Consider the following 16,504-nt stretch of genomic DNA (forward strand, 5'->3'; position numbering starts at 1 on the left):
GGGAGAAGCAATGAGGCAGGGGATGCACGTCGGCGGCGTCGCGCGCGACGGGTCGGGGACGGAGCGCTCGCTCGTCGACCCGAGCACCGGCGAGGTCGCCGGCAGCTACCGGGAGTCGGACGCCTCCGACGTGGAGGCTGCCGTCGAAGCCGCGGCGGCCGCGTTCGCCGAGTGGTCGGCGCTCACCGCCGGAGAGCGGGCGCGGGCGTTGCTCGCACTCGCCGACCGGATCGAGGCCGACACCGACACCCTCACCGCGCTCGAGGTGGCCGAGGCAGGCAAGCCGGTCGCGGTGTTCCGCGACGGCGAGCTGCCGTTCGCCGTCGACAACCTCCGGTTCTTCGCCGGAGCCGCGCGCTCGCTCGAGGGATCCGGCGCCGGCGAGCTCAGCCGCGGATTCACCTCGATGCTGATCCGCCGACCGCTCGGCGTGGTCGCCGGGATCGCGCCCTGGAACTTCCCGCTGATCATGGCGGTCTGGAAGCTCGGCCCCGCCCTCGCGGCGGGCAACACGATCGTGCTCAAGCCGTCCCCGCAGACGCCCGGGACCACCCTCCGGATCGCCGAGCTGGCCATCGACGCCGGTCTGCCGCCAGGGGTGCTGAACGTCGTGACCGGCGATGCCGCCGTCGGCCAGGCGCTGGTGCGGCACCCGCAGGTCGCGATGGTCTCGATCACCGGCTCACCGGGTGCCGGACGAGCGGTGATGGAGGCAGCGTCGTCGTCGACGACCCGGGTCCACCTCGAGCTCGGCGGCAAGGCTCCGGCCATCGTCTACGACGACGCCGACCTCGAGGCCACCGCGGCCGCGGTCACCCTCGCCGGCACCTACAACTCCGGGCAGGACTGCACCGCGGCCACCCGGGTCTACGTCCAACGCGCGGTGGCCGACGACTTCGCCGAGCTGCTCGCCGCCAACCTGCGGCGCGTCCGGGTCGGGGATCCGCAGGACCCGGGCACGGACATCGGCCCGCTGGTGTCGGTCGAGCACCGGGAGCGCGTGCACGGCTTCGTCGAGCGGGCCCGTACCGCCGGTGCGACGGTGATGACCGGTGGCGTGGTGCCCGACGGCCCCGGCGCCTACTACCCGCCGACCCTCGTCACCGGCGCCGCCCAGGACTCCGAGATCGTGCAGCAGGAGGTGTTCGGCCCGGTCCTCGTCCTCCGGACGTTCGACGACGAGGACGAAGCCGTGCGGCTGGCCAACGACAGCGCCTACGGTCTCGCATCCTCGGTGTGGACCAGCGACGTCGGTCGCGCGCTCCGCACCTGCCACCGGCTCGAGGTCGGCGTCAGCTGGGTCAACGACCACCTCCCGATCGCCTCCGAGGCGCCGCACGGCGGCGTCAAGGCCAGCGGCTTCGGCAAGGACATGAGCCACGAGGCGATCCTCGAGTACACCGCCACCCAGCACGTGATGCTGAAGCACGCCCAGCGCGAGGCGCACGACACCTTCCGTCCGGCCTAGGTCGGGGCTGAGTCACGCCTCCTCGGCGGCGTGCCACTCCCAGAGCCGCCGCAGTCTCTCCGCCACGGCCGGTGACGTCAGCCGGCCGGAGCTGTAGACCTTCCGCCACGCGAACTCCGGCATCAGCGCCTCCAGCTGGTCGATGCCGAGGGCGTGCTCGACCGGCACGGCCTCCTGGAGCTCCACGTCCACGATCTTGGTCGTCACGCCCCGCCGCGCTCTCGTCTCGTCCCAGTGCGGAGCCGGGCCGGGGTGGCTGCGGATGGTCCCGCGGGCGACGATCCCGCGACCGTGGGGGCCCTGCCGGTAGAGGAACGCGTCGACACCCGGCTCGATGCCGTTGTAGTGGTGCGCCACACCCCACGTCGTCCGCACGGGACGGTGCTCCCGGCACGGGACGACGACCTGGCCGGCCCACGCGTCAGGAGTCCACACGTAGTCGTTGTCGCGACCAGGGTTCCAGGTGAGCAGGACGGCGTGCACGCGACCTCAGGCCTCCTCGGCCTGCACCACCTTGCCGAGCGCGTCCGCGACGACCCGCACCTCGTCGGCAGTGAGGTGTGCGAGGTAGTGCTCCCGCACAGCCGCGAGGTAGATCGGCGCGGCGGCCCGCAGCCGCCGCCGACCCTCCGTCGTGATCGCGGCGTACGACGACCGCTTGTCGTCGGGGTTGGGCTGCCGCTCCACCAGGCCCGCGCGCTCGAGCTCGGAGACCACCCGGCTGACCCGCTCCCTGCTGACGACGGCCCGGCGCCCGAGCTCGGTCATCCGCAGCCGACGTTCGGGTGCCGCATTCGTCACCAGCAGGACGTCGTACCAGGTGAGGGGGAGGCCGGTCGGCGCCAGGGCGCGCTCCAGCTTGGGGAGGACGGCCGCGTGCGTGCGGAGCACCCCTGCCCAGGCGGCGACGGGGTCGAAGTTCTCCATGGCGCCCACGTTAGTCCAGAAAAATGTGCGCACGCACGCATTCTGTGGAATAATGTGCGTGCGCACGCACTTGTATGCCTCACAACCACCTCACCCAAGGAGATCAACATGAGTGTCACCAGCAACGCCCCCACCCGCAGCATCGACGGGCACCTTCTCCCCGCCGCCGGCACCTGGGAGATCGACCCCGGCCACACCGACCTCGCCTTCACCGGCCGTCACTTCATGGTCACCAAGGTGCGAGGCCGGTTCACCGGCGTGACCGGAGCCGTCGAGATCGGCGAGGACCTCCGGGTCTCGCGGGTCGACGTCACCATCGACATGACGAGCGTCGAGTCCGGTAGCGAGACCCGCGACGAGCACCTCCGCTCGGCCGAGCTCTTCGACGTCGCCCGTTACCCGACGGCCACCTTCCAGAGCGTCGACGTCGAGTGGCGCGGGACCAGGGGCACCGTCCACGGCGACCTCACCATCCACGGTGTCACCCGGCGGGTCCCGCTCGATGTGGAGTTCGAGGGCTACGTCCGCGACCCCTGGGGCGGCGACCGGACCGTCTTCAGCGCCCGCACCCGGGTCAACCGCGAGGACTTCGGGATCACCTGGAACGTCGCGCTCGAGGCCGGCGGGGTCCTGGTGTCGAAGGAGGTCCAGATCGAGATCAACCTGGAGACGGTCCTCCGCGGCGGCTCCTGATCGAGGACGCCCAAGGCGACGGCCTGAACCTCCGGTCCATGGCCGTCGCCTGCTCGGCGGCCCGGCAGCCGCCCTCAGAGCCGGTAGACCGCCCGGGCGTTGTCGTGGAAGACCTTCCGCAGGAGGTCCGGCCCGTACGGCGCCAGCAGGTCGGCCAGCGCGCCGAGGACGGTGCCGTAGGTGGCGATCGCCTTGTCCATCGGGTAGTTGGAGCCGAAGACGAGCCGGTCCTCGCCGAAGACCTCGGTGGTGTGCTCGACCAGCGGCGCCACCCGCTTGGCGAGCTGCTCCCGGCCGATGCCGGGCTGCTGGTGACCGAGTGTCGGGAACGCGAGGCCGGAGTGCTTCGCCACGACGTTGGGGCAGCTGCCGGCGAGCTGGGAGATGTCGTCCTTCCACCGCGCCAGCAGGTCGGCGCGGTCCGCGTCCGTCCGGCCGGTGGACCTGCCCATCGGCCCGCAGTAGCCGACGGGCGGCGCGTAGTGGTCGAGCACGATCGTGGTGTCGGGGTACTCCTTCGCCAGCACGACCACCTCGGGCAGCTGGTGGGAGTACACGTAGGCGTCGTAGGTCAGGCCCCTCTCGGCGAGCGCCGCGAAGCCCCGGAGGAACGCGGCAGACGTCATCACGCCCTCCTCGTCGATCCAGTTCTTGACGCCGCGGTCGGGGTGCCAGGTGGTCATGAACCGGATGCCGCGGAAGCGGTCGCTCGCGCGGGCGTGCGCGTCCAGCACGGACGCGAAGTCGGGGTCCCGCGGGTCGGCGTTGCCGACGATCGCCGCGAGACCGGGGTGGCCCGCGGTCCCGAACGGCAGCGCGTCGAGCCACGCCGTCTCCTCAGACTGGTCCGGGTGGTGCCAGCCGCACTCCACGTGCACCGCGGCCTCCACCGGCACACCCACTGCCTCGACGGCGCCGGCTGCGTCGGCGGCGTAGTCGGCCGGGAGGTAGGGCCGTGCGACGTGCTCCGCGGTCAGGATCAGCTCGCGCTCCGGCTGCCGGACCAGCACCGGCGTCAGCCGCTCGAAGACCCGCGGTGCCCGCCGGTAGAGCGGCGCGAGCCGCGAGGCCTCCCGCGGAGTGGTGAACGGGTCCCACTGGTGGATGTGGGCGTCGATGATCCCGGGCACGATCCCGGACAAGACCTGCGTCATGCGTGGCTCCTGTCGTCGGGCGTCACCGTAGACGAGCAGCTGTGCGACGTCCTCGACCGGCGTGGGATTAGTGTGAATCGGATGAGGGAGCAGGCAAGGCCGTTCGACGTACGTCGGGCCGGGGTGCTGCTGCACGTGACGTCGCTGCCGGGGGAGGGGAACCTCGGGGACGAGGCCTACCGGTTCGTCGACTTCCTCGCCGAGGCCGGCTGCTCGGTCTGGCAGGTGCTGCCGCTGGTGCCGACCCACGACGACGACGGGTCGCCGTACAACTCGCCCTCGGCGATGGCCGGCAACCCGGACCTGATCGACAGCACGCGCAGCGAGCAGCTCGACGACGCCGCGTTCACCGCGTGGTGCGCGCAGCAGCGCGACTGGCTCGAGCCGTACGCCGAGTACGCCGCGCTGCGCGAGCTCCGCCGCACCCCGTGGCACACCTGGGAGCCGGCGCTGCGCGACCGCGACCCGCAGGCCGTGGAAGACGCACTCGCGCCGCTCGCCGAACGGGTGGAGGACCTGAGGCTCGAGCAGTGGGTCTTCGCCCAGCAGTGGGCGCGACTGCGGGAGTACGCAGCGGAGAAGGGCGTGCTGCTCTTCGGCGACCTCCCGATCTTCGTCTCGCTCGACAGCGCCGACGTGTGGGCGCATCGCGAGCTGTTCGAGCTGGACGCCGACGGTCGGCCGATCACCGTGACCGGGTGCCCGCCCGACTACTTCGCCGCAGACGGCCAGCGGTGGAACAACCCGCACTACGACTGGGCGGCGATGGCTGCCGAGGGCTACGCCTGGTGGCGGCGTCGGATCGCACGGCAGCGCGAGCTGTTCGACCTGGTGCGGATCGACCACTTCCGCGGGTTCGAGGCCGCCTGGCACGTGCCGGTAGCGGCGCCGACCGCTCGCGACGGGCGGTGGGTGAAGGGGCCGGGGGAGGAGATCCTCTCCGCGCTGGTCGAGACCGCCGGGCCGGGGACACTGGTGGCCGAGGACCTCGGCGTGATCACCCCGGAGGTCGACGAGCTGCGCACCCGCTTCGGGCTGCCCGGGATGAAGGTGCTGCAGTTCGCGTTCGACGGCTCGCTCGACAACCCCTACCTCCCGGCCAACCACGGGGAGCTGAGCGTCGTCTACACCGGCACCCACGACAACGACACCACGGCGGGCTGGTGGGACAAGCTCGACGACCGCACCCGCGCGCAGGTGGCGTCGCACCTGCTCGACCCCGCTGAGCTGATGCCCGGCGCGTTGATCCGGCTGGCGATGGAGTCCACCGCGCGGCTCGCCGTCGTACCCGCCCAGGACCTGCTCGCGCTCGGCAGCGAGAGCCGGATGAACACACCCGGCACCGACGCCGGCAACTGGCAGTGGCGGGCGCAGGACGGAGCATTCGACGCCGAGCTCGCCGCGCAGGTGCGCGCGCTCGTGGAGCACGCCCGCCGTGCCCGGGCCGCGGGGGCGTAGTCTCGGGACACGGGGCCATTCAGGCTTCCTCTCAGAGAGATCCCCGCCATGAGCGACAAGTCACCACGCCAGAACATGTCCAAGAAGTCCGGGAAGTCGATCAAGGAGAAGCGCGCCGAGAAGCGCAACAAGGGGTCCCAGGACACGACCTTCACTGAACAGATGCACCCGACGAAGAAGAAATGACGCTATTGAGACTCGGAGTCATCGGCTCCTCTGCCAAAGAGAACGAACACCGACTCCCCCTCCATCCAGAACACATCCCGCACCTCGACGCCGACCTGCGCGAGCAGATCACCCTCGAGCACGGGTACGGCGCCCGGTTCGGCGTCGACGACAAGGCCCTCGGTGAGCACGTCGCCGGCTTCGCCTCGCGCGACGAGATCCTGGCCGGCTCCGACGTCGTCCTGCTCCCCAAGCCGCAGCACTCCGACGTCGCCGCCCTGTCGCCCGGCCAGGTGCTGTGGGGCTGGCCGCACTGCGTCCAGGACGCCGAGCTCACCCAGCTCGCAATCGACCGCGAGCTCACGCTGATCGCCTTCGAGGCGATGAACCACTGGACCCGCGACGGCTCGGTCGGGCTCCACGTGTTCCACAAGAACAACGAGCTCGCCGGCTACTGCTCGGTGCTCCACGCGCTCGAGCTGGCGGGGCTGACCGGCGACTACGGACGACGGCTGACCGCGGTGGTGATCGGGTTCGGCGCCACCGCCCGCGGCGCCGTGACCGCGCTCAACGCGCACGGCGTGCACGAGGTCGCGGTGCTCACCAGCCGCGGCGTGGCCGCGGTGGGCGCACCGATCCACTCGGTGCGGATCCGGCAGGTCGACCACGACCCCGAGGGCGGCCCGAGCTTCGTGATCACCGAACGCGGCCGCGAGCCGCTGCCGGCGTACCTCGCCCAGGCCGACATCGTCGTCAACTGCACCCTGCAGGACCCCAACAACCCGCTGATCTACCTCACGACCGACGACCTGGATGCGTTCCGGCCGGGCAGCGTGATCGTCGACGTGTCCTGCGACCTGGGCATGGGCTTCGACTGGGCCCGCCCAACGACCTTCGAGGACCCGGCGTTCGTGGTGGGGGACAACATCCTCTACTACGCGGTCGACCACAGCCCGTCGTACCTGTGGAACTCGGCGACCTGGGAGAACAGCAACGCGCTGATCCCGTTCCTGCGGCCGGTGCTCGAGGGCTCCTCCTCGTGGGACGCCGACGAGACCCTGATCCGGGCGATCGAGATCCGCGACGGACGGATCGTCAACCCGGCGATCCTGGCCTTCCAGGGACGCGAGGCGGAGCCGCCGCACCGGATCACCTGAACCGACATCGACCGTCGCCAGCGCGGCGCGGTCGACGTCGAACGGCCCGCAGAATCATCCACCTGGGCGATTCGGCGCGGATCGAACGGTGTCACGCTGCCATGGCTGGAGCGCCGGCAACCTGCAACTTCCGAACGGATCGGCGCCCGGTCCCGGTCTCACGGAGGTGGCATCCATGCACCCGGTCGCCCATGCACAACAGGCTCCCTCGTCGACGCGACGTCGACGGTTCCGTCGTCCGCGTCGATCCAGGATCGCGGTGCTGGCGGCGATGGTCGTCGCCGTCGCCGGACTGGTGCCGCTCACCGCGACGCCGGCCGAGGCGCTCACCGTCGACGTCCGGGTCACCATCTCGCAGGTCGACGCGCTCGACTCGTTCGAGGAGCCGGGCGACGCCGACTTCTATGCGGTCACCACGATCGACGGGACGGAGCGGACCTCCGACCAGTGCCAGTTCGAGGACGACGACCACATCACACCGAACTGGGAGTTCAAGAAGGAAGGCGTCGACCTGAGCGAGGGCTCGGTGACGGTGTCGATCGAGATCTGGGACGACGACGACCCGTGTGACGAGCCGTTCTCCTTCCGCGGTGACGACGACCAGGGCGACATCACCCCGACGGCCGGCCGCACCCTGACCTTCGAGGTCGACCTCGCACCGTGTGCGCTGACCGGTGGCGTCACCGCCAACTGCATGACGAACGTCCAGTCGGCCGGCACGGCGGACGACGACATCGCCAGCATCGTCTTCCAGGTCGGCATCGCGGAGCCGCCGTCGGCGCCGGGACAGAACATCCGGTGCATGCACTCGCCGTTGTGGCCCCAGCCCGGCGACACCGTGACGATCCGCGCGGAGTACCTGGACGGCAACCTCCAGCCCGACGTCAAGATCGCCGACAAGATCCAGGTCTTCACCGGCAACAACATGGCCGCACCCGCAGGTGAGGTGTCGGGGGCCGAAGAGTTCACCTTCACCACGCCGGCAGTGGGCGCGCCGAACCTCAGCTACGCCTGTCGCCTCGTGGACGACGGCAGTCCCATCTGGACCGGCTGGCGCACGGTGAACGTCGGGCCACCCCCGGTCGCCGGCGGCGCCGTACCCGTCATGCTGACCGGCCCGATGCGCAGCCGCATCGACGTGGTGCTCATCCCGGACAAGGACGACTACACCGGTCCCAGCGACCCCGCGTTCCTGACCGACATGGGGACGTTGATCGACCAGGCGTACTTCGCCCAGGGCGACGGGACGGCGAACGCATCGATCCTGTTGTCCAACCAGGACACCTTCAACTTCTGGATCGCCGGCGGCACGGGCGACGCCCGCGGTGTGGTCGACGACAAGTGTCAGAAGGATCCACCCGGCAACTGGGACACCTTGCACTCGTTCGCCGACGTGGGCGCGATCATCCACACGGTCTCGTTCCGCGACTGCGCGAGCGGCAACACGTTCTCGGCAGAGAACACCGACTTCCAGGTCTTCCGGCACGAGCAGGGCCACCGGCCGTTCGGCCTGGCGGACGAGTACTGCGACAAGCGGCCCGGCTCGATGTCGTCGGTCTGCGACGGCGGCTACTTCCAGTCCGACCCGCACCCGAACGTCTACGAGGACGGTGGCGACTGCGAGGCCGACCTGGGCAACCTCGGCCGGTCCGGCGGCAGCTGCGACCGCTGGCAGGAGGACGGCGGTGACGAGGACTTCTTCGAGACCTCCGAGCCCGTCAACGGCGACCTCATGGTCGACAACACGACCCCACAGGAAGCCGACATCAGACGGATCGACTGGATGCTCAACACCCAGTGCGCTTCCGGGAACTGCTGAGAGGGCGAGCGATGAACATCAAGCACCTGAAGCGACTCGCCGTGACCGTCGGCGCCACCGGTCTCGCGGTGGCCGGCATCCACGCGGCCGAGGCCGACCACAATGCCGACCCGAACGCCCACCCGTTGCCCGTCATCGACTACGGCCTCGACGAGAAGGCGATCGTGGTCAAGCTCCGGATGACGGGCGACGGGTCGGCGACCATGCAGGACGCCGAGGTGTTCTACGGCACCCCCGGCACCAACGTCGGCAACCCGCCGCTGCTGGACATCAAGATCATCGACGACAAGGGCGCCCAGGCCCAGCACTTCGACGAGTGGGACCCGCGCTGGGAGGAGCTCGAAGGCACCACCCAGGGCACGTTCTCCACCAAGGTGGCGGACGCCGCGACCGGGTCGATCATCTTCCCGTTCGAACCCGACCTGCGTGACTTCCGGGTCACCAACCAGGATGCCGGCATCTTCGTCGGCAGCTACGACCTGGCGCCGGCGATCCTCGAGTTCTGCACCGACAACCCCGACGACCCGGACTGCACCACGGACCTGTCCGTGGCCAAGACCGACAGCCCCGACCCGGCGGTGGCGGGCGAGAGCGTGACCTACACGTTGACCGTCACCAACCACGGGCCCAACCCGGCGCAAGCCGCCCAGGTCGTCGACGAGCTCCCCGCGGGCCTGACGTTCGCGTCGGCGAGCAACGGGTGCACGGCGGTCGGGCAGGAGGTCACGTGTGACCTCGGCGCGATCCCGTCGGACACGACCCGCGACGTCACCATCACCGCCGACATCGACCCGTCGCTGGTGTACGACGCCGGCGCGCCGGTCACGGTCGAGAACACCGCGACGGTCGACAACCTGGCCGGCGACGACTCGAACGGCGCCAACAACTCCGACACCGAGGAGACCCTCGTCGTGGCCGAGGCCGACGTCTCGATCGACGGCGTGACGGCGAACGAGCCGCTCGAGGTGCTCATCGGCGAGCCGGCGGACTTCACCGCGAAGGTCGACGTCTCCAACGCCGGTCCGTCGTCGCCGATCGACGCCGTCCTGTCCCGGACCACGACCTCGTCGGCCGGTCTCACGATCACTCCTGCCGACAGCACCCACGCGGTCACCCGGCTCGAGATCGGCAGCCCGCAGACGATCGACGATGCCTACGAGCTGACCTGCACGACGCCCGGGGTGAAGACGGTGACGCTGTCCTACGAGCTCGCACTGAAGAACTCCGAGGACACCGATCCCGACCTCACGGACAACACCGCCTCGGCGTCGTTCGACATCGACTGCGTGGTGCCGATCGCGATCAACGTCCGACCCCAGGGCTTCCCCAACTCCATCAACCTCAACACCGACGCCACCTTGGCGGCGCTGACCACGGAGGCGGGCGAGTACGGGCTTCCGCTGGACTTCGACGCGGCGACGATCGAGATCGACACGGTCCGTTGGGGCGTCCGGTCGTTGCTGTTCAACGTCGGCACCGTCGGCGGTGCGCAGGAGCGGCACGGGAGGAACCACCTCGAGCGCTCCTACGAGCTCGACGAGCGGACGCGGGACGCCGACAAGGACGGCGTCATGCACTTCAAGCCGCCGGGCAGCGGCCTGGAGCAGGGCGTCACCGAGGGCTGCCTGAAGGGCAGGTACGACGCCGGCGGTGGCCAGACGTACACGTTCTTCGGGTGCGACTCGGTGCGGATCGTGCCCCCGCACTAGGAGGGCCCACCCGAGGGGGATCCAGGTCGCGCTCCACCGGCATCAGGTGCCGGTGGGGCGCGACTGAGGAGCCCGCACTCCTAGCGCGGCATCATCTTGTTGCTCGCCTTGACGGTGTTGCGCTTGACCCGCTCGGCCAACCTGCCGAGCGAGCCGGCGATGGCGCCCGGCGACGCGGGGGCCTCGAAGTCGACCGCGTCGCCGACGCGCAGCGTGCCGCCGGAGGCGACGTCTGCGTAGACGCCGAAGCAGCGGTCGCCGTGGCGGGACACGGTCTTCATGACCTGGGGGTCGGCAGGCACCCCCGCCTGCTCCCGCAGCGGCATCGTGCACCGGATGGTGGGGATCTCGACCCGCATCGTCACCTCGCCCGCTCGGAGCACGCCGCCGAGCCACTCCTGCTCGGCCAGCCCCTCCAGGTCGCTGTCGACGACGATGTTCGGGCGGAAGCGTCGCACGTCGAAGTCGCCGCCCAGCGCCGCCATCGTCCGCAGGCTCGACGTGGTCACGATGTGGAGCGGGTAGGCGTCGGCGAAGATGCCGACCGGTGTCGCGTAGATCGCCAGCGTGGCGAGCTTGCTGAGCGGGAACATCGAGAAGTCCGGCAGCGGCTCGTCGTCGGGGACGCCGAACTGCTTGCGGATGTCCTTCTTCGTCGCGAGCACGCCGCGGTAACCGGCCTTGTCGTCCAACGGTGGCAGCGGCACGAGCGCGACCTTGGTGCCGGTGAGCTCGCTGAGGCGGGCGTCCATCGTCTCCGGGTCGGTGCTCGTGACCTCCGTGCCGTCCGGGAACGTGACGACGACGTGTGCGACATCGCCGGGGCCGACCCCGGCGGGTGGTTCGTCGACGAACCGAGCGGTGCAGCCCAGCAGCGTCGGCAGCCTGCGCGCCGTGGTCACGGCGCCGAGCTCGAGGTCGCGCACCGCCCACATCCGGTCGGCGTGGAGCGCGCGCTGGTCGACCACCGACGAGCCGACCTGCTCGCCGCCCATCGACTTGACCGGGTAGCGCCACAGCTCGGTCACGGTGCCGACTGAAGTGGGGGGAGCCTCCACGGGCAACGACGTTACGACGTCGAGCACCCCTCCGTCAGCGGAAAGGAGCAGCCGGCACTGACAACCGATCCGGCCGGGTGATCGGCTGGCTACCGGTTCGCGTGGGCGCGGAGCGCGGCGCGCTCGCGCAGGTCCCGCCTCGCCCGGCGGTACTCGACCTCGAGGATCAGCGCCACCCGGGCAGGACGCAGCGGGCGGACCGCGGGGCGGTCTGCGAGCCGGGTGCGCTGGACGGTGGTCACAGCACGAGCGTAGGGAGGGACGGGGGTTGCGTGCTACCGACTTAAGGATGATTCAGGGTCGGACCAGGGGAGTACGTGAGGTCGCGACACGGGTTGTCCACAGGGCAGCTCGAGGCGGGTGGCGCCGAGGTCGTGCTCCGTCCGACAGTCGGTCATGCCCAAGTCTCGGAAGCGTCGGAAGCCGAAGCAGTCCAGTCGTCGTGCACGCGGCCCGGCCCGCACCGGCCCGCCGAAGCTTGCTTCCGGGCACCTCGGCGACCGGCTGCCCTACTTGGCACAGATGGCGGCCGTCGACGAGGCCGAACGGCGTGGCGATGCCCGCGCTGCACTCGACCTGATCGAGGAGCGACTGCTCGACACCGACGGCAACCTGTTCTGGCGGGGTGATCGGATCATCCGCCTCACCCAGCTCGCCAGCCTCGGGCCGTTGCTGCCGCGCTGGGCCACGTCGCGATGGCTGCTCGAGCAGGCACTCCAGGAACTGGGTCCGTCCGGGCGCCCGATCGTCGGTCAGGCGCTGCAGGCGGTGGCCGATGTCCACGGCGGCCTCGGTCACGTGCGACGGCCGTCCGGAGAGGATCCGCGGATCAAGGTCCTCGAGCACGACTGGGTGTTCCGGCAGTGCCTGCTCTACGAGCTCGGTGGTCTCGCGTCGTACCTCCGCCGCGTGCCCCTCCACCTGGTCACCGGCGCGGACCGGGTGGACGAGTGGGCACGGGCGCCGATGGGCGGCTATCGCTTCGTCGAACGCGGATCGGCGGTGACGGTGTGGGAGGACGTGGCGTCGGGTGACCGCACGGAGACGGCCAACATCGGGAGCGCTGCGATGCTGCTCCTCGGAGAGTGCGCGATCGGCCGCCTGGTCCCGATCGACGGCGGTCGGATGTTCGAGACGGTGCCCCTCCGGGTGCCCGAAGGCGTCGCCTGCGCCGTCGCCGCCGAGCCGGCGGGATGGCTCTCGGCGCTGCGGGACGCGGTCCGAGCAGGGGAGCGGATCGAGACCGGTGGCACCCGGTTCGGCTTCCTCACCGATGTGCCGAGAGTGGCCAGCGTCCTCACCGTGTACGACGAGCTCGACCTGCTCGATCGCTACCCCGAGCGTGCCGAGAAGCTGCTCGCCTGCGTTCGCGAGGCGTTCGACGAGGAGCCGACCAAGGACCCGGATGCTGTCGACGTCTGGGCCTGCGTCGCCGCCGAGCTGCTGCACCCCAGCGTGCTCTCAGCCCTCGCCGACGGGTTGCGCCCGTCGGACGCCGAGCTCTACACGCGGCTGGCGCAGACCGTCGCAGAACCCGCCGCGACGCTCGCGCGGCTGCTGGCGAGCGAGGCGCGCGATGTCGCCTGAGGTCGTGTGACCTCTCGGTGGAAATGAGGAAGCCGCGCGGGTCAGACTGCCGGCATGCCACCCACACTCCGGCTGAACACGGTCCTGGTCACCGACGACGGGCCCCGCTACCTGGTCGAACGCAAGCTGGGCGCGGGCGGGTTCGGTACGACGTACGTCGGCCACCGCATCACCAAGAGCGGGCGCCTCATGGCGCTGGCGAAGGTCTGCATCAAGGTGTGCAGCAGCCGGAAGGACTGGCACGGCGAGGCGTTCTTCGGCGAGCTGCTGGCGGACGATCCGCGCGTCGTACGACTGCGCGACGCGGTGGTCCGGACGACGGGCAGCGGGACGTCGCAGCGGCGCAAGTACATCCTGATCTTCGACTTCATGGACGGCGGGACGGTCTCCGACGCGGTCAAGCGCCAGGACCCGCGCTGGACCGAGGCGCGGACCCGGCGGGAGATCAAGGCCCTGCTCACGCTGCTCGCGCGGCTCCACGACGCTGGCGTCACCCACCGCGACCTCAAACCGGACAACGTCTACCTCCGCGACGGCAAGCTGGTCCTCGGCGACTTCGGGATCACCAAGCTCGACCTCGACCCCCGGCAGAGCTTCGCCTACGCGCTGTCGCCGAAGTTCGCTCCGAAGGAAGCCGTCGCGACCTGGCGGTGGGGCCAGGCCGACGACGTCTTCCAGGTCGGGCTGCTCGCAGCGACCCTGGTGTCGGGCCGGATCTGGGGGACCGAGACGGTCTCGGCCTCTGCGATCTCGAGGCTGCCGGTGAGCGACGAGTTCAAGAGCTGGATCTGGCACGCGACGGGTGCGAGATCGAAGCGCTACTGGGACGCGGGCGACGCCGCCGAGGCGCTCGACGCACTGCGGAGGACCAGTCTCGCGCCGGGCCGCGCGCCGCGGTCACTGGCCGGCCACGGCCTGGTGTTCACCGGAGCCATCGACGGCCTGCCACGTCGGGAGGCCAGCGAGCTCGCCCGGCGGTCGGGGGCGATCGTCCAGAGCGCGGTCGGCGACGCCACGACCCTGGTCGTCGTCGGCAGGCTCAGGAGCGACGCGGCCGGCGCCAACGAGGGCATCAAGCTCTTCGCCACCCGGGAACGGCTGCGCCGCGGGCAGGGCATCCGCGTCATCGGAGGCGACCAGTTCCGGCGAATTGTCAGATCAGATACTTCGGCGAACCCGGTGCTAGCCTGATCCGGCTCCACGCACCGCTCCAACCGATGGGCTCCATGGCTACCGTCTTCGTCCGCACTCGACTGCGCACCTTGCTCGTCGCGATGATCGGCCTGGTCGCGATGCTCGGCCTCGTCGCACCGGGGCTCCCGAGCGCCCATGCGGTCCCCACCGACAGCCCGGTCGACACCGTAAGCCTGCGCGGCGAGGTCGTCTACGACCTCGCTGTGCTCGACAGCGGCCGGGTCATCGTCGGCGGCAGGTTCTCCGCTGTCGGCGCCTACCCGCGCTCCAACCTGGGCGCGATCCTCGCCAACGGCAACGTCGACCCCGACTTCGCGCCGACCACGAACGGCGACGTCCACGCGATCGCCGTGTCCACCAACGGCAACCGGATCTTCATCGGCGGCGCCTTCACCGAGGTCAACGGCCAGCCGCGCCACAACCTCGCCGCGATCGACGCCGTCACCGGCGCGCTCATCCGCGGTTGGCGGGCCGACACCGCCGGTGCCAACCCCGCCGTCAGGTCCCTCGCGGTCAGCGGTGGCCGGCTCTACGTCGGCGGCAAGTTCAACGGCATCGACGGCTTCGACAAGCAGAAGCTCGCCGCGATCGACGCACGTTACGGTCACGTGCTGCACTGGGCCACCTGGCTCAACGGCGGCGTGAACGAGGTGCGGGTCGCTCCCGACGGCACCGTCTGGGTCGGCGGCGAGTTCACCAGGATCCGCGGCCAGAGTCGTCCGTACGTCGGCGGGATCGATCCCGTCACCGGACAGCCGACCGGCTTCGTCGCGACGGGCAACGACAGCCGGATCATCACCCTCGGGCTCAGCGCCGACGGCGACTGGGTCTACACCGGCAACAACTCGAACCGGGTGAATGCCTACCGGCCGTCGCAGTCCGGCGCGCCCGTCTGGACGCGCCGCCCCGACGGCAACACCCAGGGCTTCGCCGTGTCGGGCACGCACGTCTACCTGTGCGGCCACATGAAGGGCTTTCCCGACGACGGCAGCGTGCACAGGTACTTCGCCGCCCTCGACCGCTCCACCGGCGCGACGGCCGCCTGGGACCCGCGCGCCACCGGCTACTTCAAGGGCTGCTGGTCGCTCGCCATCGACGGCGGCGACCTCTACGCCGTCGGCGGCTTCACGAGGTTCGACGGAGTCACGCAGCGCCTCTTCGCAAAGTTCGGCGGTACGGCGTAGCCGCCCACGAGGCCGCAGTCCTACCCTCAACGGATGGACGTCGTCCGCACCCCTGAGTCCCGGTTCGACGACCTCCCCGGCTACCCGTTCGCGCCGCACCACGTCGACGTCCAGGCGTCGGAAGGCCCCGCCGTCCGGATGCACTACGTCGACGAGGGCCCCCGCGACGGGCCGCCCGTCGTGCTCCTGCACGGCGAGCCGACCTGGAGCTACCTGTACCGGACCATGATCCCGCCGCTGGTCGACGCGGGACGCCGGGTGCTGGCGCCGGACCTGATCGGCTTCGGCAAGTCCGACAAGCCCACCCGGATCGAGGACTACACCTACCTGCGTCACGTCGAGTGGGTCACCGACTGGTTCGAGAGCCTCGACCTGACCGGCGTCACCGCCTTCGTGCAGGACTGGGGCGCGCTGATCGGGCTGCGGATCGCCGCCGAGCAGGAGCACCGGTTCGGCCGGCTGATGGTGGGCAACGGATTCCTGCCGACCGCACAGCACAGCACGCCGCTCGGCTTCCGCGTCTGGCGCGCGTTCGCCCGCTACACCCCGGTTTTCAAGGCGGGCCTCATCGTGCAGGCCGCGACGGTGACCAGGGTGCCGCGCGCTGTCATGGCGGCGTACGACGCCCCGTTCCCGAGCTCCGAGCACCTGGCCGGTGCGCGCGCCTTCCCGCAGCTGGTGCCGACCGAGCCCGACGATCCTGCGGTGCCCGCCAACCGGGCGGCGTGGGACGCGCTCGGCAGGTGGGAGAAGCCGTTGCTCTGCGTCTTCGGCGCCCACGACCCGATCCTCGGCAAGGCCGACCGGGCGCTGATCGAGCACGTCCCCGGCGCCAAGGGGCAGCCGCACGACCGGATCCGGGCCGGCCACTTCATCCAGGAGGACGCTGGTCCCGAGCTGGCAGCGCGCCTGCTCACCTGGGGATGAAGCG

16 protein-coding genes are annotated in these 16,504 nt (G+C 70.7%); 11 read left to right on the top strand and 5 right to left on the bottom strand.

The annotated features are described in order from the left end of the window. Positions 1–10: 10 nt before the first annotated feature. On the top strand, positions 11–1,468 hold the full coding sequence (locus SHK19_RS03515) for an aminobutyraldehyde dehydrogenase (RefSeq protein WP_322937875.1): 1,458 nt from the start codon (positions 11–13) through the stop codon (positions 1,466–1,468). A gap of 12 nt (positions 1,469–1,480) precedes the next feature. Here SHK19_RS03515 and SHK19_RS03520 read toward each other — a convergent pair whose 3' ends face one another. Together SHK19_RS03520 and SHK19_RS03525 are read right to left on the bottom strand one after the other, a co-directional pair. Next, the gene (locus SHK19_RS03520; RefSeq protein ID WP_322937876.1) at positions 1,481–1,951 is read right to left on the bottom strand and encodes a hypothetical protein; all 471 of its coding nucleotides are present in this window, start codon (positions 1,949–1,951) and stop codon (positions 1,481–1,483) included. A 6-nt stretch (positions 1,952–1,957) separates the two neighbouring features. Then, positions 1,958–2,395 carry a MarR family winged helix-turn-helix transcriptional regulator gene (locus tag SHK19_RS03525; RefSeq protein ID WP_322456889.1) on the bottom strand — a complete coding sequence of 146 codons (438 nt, stop codon included), beginning with the start codon at positions 2,393–2,395 and terminating at the stop codon, positions 1,958–1,960. 108 nt (positions 2,396–2,503) lie between these two features. Between SHK19_RS03525 and SHK19_RS03530 the strand changes: the two genes are divergently transcribed. Then, entirely contained in the window at positions 2,504–3,088 is a 585-nt protein-coding gene (locus SHK19_RS03530) for a YceI family protein (protein WP_322937877.1), read from the top strand. Between the two features lie 74 nt (positions 3,089–3,162). Here the strand turns inward: SHK19_RS03530 and SHK19_RS03535 are convergent, their stop codons facing one another. Next, complete coding sequence (locus SHK19_RS03535; protein ID WP_322937878.1) at positions 3,163–4,242, bottom strand: amidohydrolase family protein; 1,080 nt, start codon at positions 4,240–4,242, stop codon at positions 3,163–3,165. 81 nt (positions 4,243–4,323) lie between these two features. On the opposite strand from SHK19_RS03535, the gene malQ reads away from it, so the two are divergent. From malQ to SHK19_RS03560, 5 genes are all read left to right on the top strand, one after another. After that, positions 4,324–5,700 (top strand): 4-alpha-glucanotransferase, encoded by a 1,377-nt coding sequence (gene malQ, locus SHK19_RS03540; RefSeq protein WP_322937879.1) that lies wholly within the window; start codon positions 4,324–4,326, stop codon positions 5,698–5,700. A gap of 48 nt (positions 5,701–5,748) precedes the next feature. Beyond that, complete coding sequence (locus SHK19_RS03545) at positions 5,749–5,886, top strand: hypothetical protein (protein ID WP_322456885.1); 138 nt, start codon at positions 5,749–5,751, stop codon at positions 5,884–5,886. Then, on the top strand, positions 5,883–7,022 hold the full coding sequence (locus SHK19_RS03550; RefSeq protein ID WP_322937880.1) for a N(5)-(carboxyethyl)ornithine synthase: 1,140 nt from the start codon (positions 5,883–5,885) through the stop codon (positions 7,020–7,022). Before SHK19_RS03545 ends, SHK19_RS03550 begins: the two co-directional genes overlap by 4 nt. 259 nt (positions 7,023–7,281) lie before the next feature. After that, positions 7,282–8,841 carry a hypothetical protein gene (locus tag SHK19_RS03555; RefSeq protein WP_322456883.1) on the top strand — a complete coding sequence of 520 codons (1,560 nt, stop codon included), beginning with the start codon at positions 7,282–7,284 and terminating at the stop codon, positions 8,839–8,841. 11 nt (positions 8,842–8,852) lie between these two features. Beyond that, positions 8,853–10,550: a DUF11 domain-containing protein gene (locus SHK19_RS03560; RefSeq protein ID WP_322937881.1), complete on the top strand. Its 1,698-nt coding sequence runs from the start codon at positions 8,853–8,855 to the stop codon at positions 10,548–10,550. Positions 10,551–10,630: 80 nt separating this feature from the next. Here SHK19_RS03560 and SHK19_RS03565 read toward each other — a convergent pair whose 3' ends face one another. Continuing rightward, positions 10,631–11,578: an MOSC domain-containing protein gene (locus SHK19_RS03565; RefSeq protein ID WP_322456881.1), complete on the bottom strand. Its 948-nt coding sequence runs from the start codon at positions 11,576–11,578 to the stop codon at positions 10,631–10,633. A gap of 119 nt (positions 11,579–11,697) precedes the next feature. Then, positions 11,698–11,850, bottom strand: a complete 153-nt coding sequence (locus SHK19_RS03570) for a hypothetical protein (protein ID WP_322456880.1) — start codon at positions 11,848–11,850, stop codon at positions 11,698–11,700. Between the two features lie 154 nt (positions 11,851–12,004). Between SHK19_RS03570 and SHK19_RS03575 the strand changes: the two genes are divergently transcribed. The 4 genes from SHK19_RS03575 to SHK19_RS03590 are packed head-to-tail and all read left to right on the top strand — an operon-like array spanning position 12,005 to position 16,500. Beyond that, positions 12,005–13,195 carry a hypothetical protein gene (locus SHK19_RS03575; protein WP_322456879.1) on the top strand — a complete coding sequence of 397 codons (1,191 nt, stop codon included), beginning with the start codon at positions 12,005–12,007 and terminating at the stop codon, positions 13,193–13,195. Positions 13,196–13,249: 54 nt separating this feature from the next. Next, the gene (locus SHK19_RS03580) at positions 13,250–14,386 is read left to right on the top strand and encodes a serine/threonine protein kinase (RefSeq protein ID WP_322456878.1); all 1,137 of its coding nucleotides are present in this window, start codon (positions 13,250–13,252) and stop codon (positions 14,384–14,386) included. Between the two features lie 35 nt (positions 14,387–14,421). Beyond that, complete coding sequence (locus SHK19_RS03585; RefSeq protein WP_322456877.1) at positions 14,422–15,573, top strand: outer membrane protein assembly factor BamB family protein; 1,152 nt, start codon at positions 14,422–14,424, stop codon at positions 15,571–15,573. Between the two features lie 33 nt (positions 15,574–15,606). Further along, entirely contained in the window at positions 15,607–16,500 is an 894-nt protein-coding gene (locus tag SHK19_RS03590) for a haloalkane dehalogenase (RefSeq protein ID WP_322456876.1), read from the top strand. Positions 16,501–16,504 lie beyond the last annotated feature (4 nt).

Source organism: Nocardioides bizhenqiangii (assembly GCF_034661235.1).
GTDB lineage: Bacteria > Actinomycetota > Actinomycetes > Propionibacteriales > Nocardioidaceae > Nocardioides > Nocardioides bizhenqiangii.